Below are 1,942 nucleotides of genomic sequence, written 5' to 3'. Positions count from 1 at the left end.
GGTGGCAAAGGCGGGGCCGGCGGCGCGGCCGGCGAGGTAGAGGTCAAGAACACCACCAACATCACGACCGTGGGCTCCCTCTCACACGGCATTCTCGCCCAGTCGGTCGGCGGCGGTGGCGGCAATGGCGGATCTGTCGGAACGTTTGCCGTCGGTCTGTTCGGCGCCGCTTCCGTGGCGATCGGCGGCGGTGGCGGCGATGGCAATCTCAGCAACCAGGTCACGGTCACCCACAAAGGTGACATTCATGTCGGCGGCATGGGCTCGAAGGCCATCCTTGCGCAATCGGTCGGTGGCAGTGGCGGCAACGGCGGTTCGGCTTATTCAGGCGCGGTCAGCGCTGGTCTCTACGTGTCCGCCTCGGTCGGGGTTGCCGTGGGTGGCGAGGGCGGCAACGGAGGCAACGGTGGAAAGGTAACGGTTCGGGCTGATGGCAACCTGATTGCCGACACCGACGCAGCCGGTTCCGGCGGCATCGTTGCCCAGTCCATCGGCGGCGGCGGCGGCAATGGCGGCCGCGCTGCCACGATTTCGGGTGCAGCCAGCACGGGGGTCAGCGTTTCACTCGGTGTCACTGTTGGCGGCTGGGGTGGCGACGGTGGCAAGAGCGACCTCGTCATCGTCGACAGCGGCATGAATGGCGGCGGCAGCATCGTTACCAAAGGCGCCAACGCGATCGGCATCCTCGCGCAATCGGTGGCCGGCAGCGGCGGCAATGGCGGCGATTCCTGGGGAGCTGCAGGCGGCTTCGGGGTCAACGCCAGCATCAATGCGACAGTCACCATCGGTGGCGGCGGCGGCAAGGGCAACATCAGCGGCGATGTCGCCGTTCACAACGCCATGACGATCAAGACGGGTGGGGACATGAGCGCCGCGATCGTTGCCCAGTCGATCGGCGGCGGCGGCGGCAATGGCGGAGCGACCAATGGCGCGACGGCCGATCTCGGTACAGAAAACGGCGTCAACGTCGCCGTCAACGTTGGTGTTGGCGGGGCGGGTGGCACAGGCAACAAGTCCGGTGCCGTGGATGTTACGAATTCCGCCAATTTGACCACCGACGGCGACTATTCGTCCGGCATTGTTGCCCAATCGATCGGCGGCGGTGGCGGCATGGGCGGTGCGACAAACACGCAGGCCTTCCGCGTCGGCGGCACCGCCGGCACGAGCGTTACCGCAAATGTCAGCATCGGCGGCAATGGCGGCGAAGGCAACGATGCCGCCTGTGCCGCGGACGCAGGTGGCAATGCCACTTGTTTCGATGGCAAGGTCGGTGTCGCAGTCGATAATTCGGGCGAGATCCGCACAAGCGGGTTCAACTCGGTCGGCATCCTCGCCATGTCCATCGGCGGCGGTGGCGGCGGCGGCGGCTCGGCTTCGACCAAAGAGGATATCGTCGGCCCAGGCGATGCTGGCGAGACTTCGGTCGGTATCGGCGCGGCGATCGCGCTCGGTGCCGGCGGCGCCGGCAATGGCGGCACGGTTTCGGTGACCAACCGCAATCTGATCGTCACGGACGGCGCCGATTCCTATGGCATCAGCGCCAATTCGATCGGTGGCGGCGGCGGTGTCGGCGGCTCGTCCAGCTCTGGCGTGCTTGGCACTTACGCAATCGGCGGCTCGCTTGGCGGTGCGGGTGGCAAGGGCGGCAATGGCAACCAGGTCGATGTCGTCAATATGGCCGGCGCAACGATATGGACCAAGCAGGAGCGCTCGATAGGCATCTTCGCGCAGTCGGTCGGTGGCGGCGGCGGCGCAGGTGGTGCCGGCGAAAGCAAGGGCAAGAGCGATGGCGGTGAAGTCGCGGTAAACCTGTCGCTTGGCGGCTCGGGTGAGGTCGGCGGCAACGGCGGCAAGGTCAATGTCGAAAACAGCGGCATAATCCAGACCGACAAGGCCAATTCCCACGGCATCCTGGCGCAGTCGATCGGCGGCTCCGGTGGCG

The 1,942-nt window shown here is 66.6% G+C and carries 1 pseudogene; it reads left to right on the top strand.

The window, feature by feature from the left end:
- Positions 1–1,942: pseudogene (locus EN932_RS39645) on the top strand (autotransporter outer membrane beta-barrel domain-containing protein); the annotation flags it as partial.

Origin of the sequence: Mesorhizobium sp. M7A.F.Ca.US.002.01.1.1 (genome assembly GCF_004022955.1) — a bacterium.
GTDB classification, from domain to species: domain Bacteria; phylum Pseudomonadota; class Alphaproteobacteria; order Rhizobiales; family Rhizobiaceae; genus Mesorhizobium; species Mesorhizobium ciceri.
The sequence above is the reverse complement of the archived record's forward strand: the minus strand, read 5'-3'. Positions and strand labels throughout refer to the sequence as shown.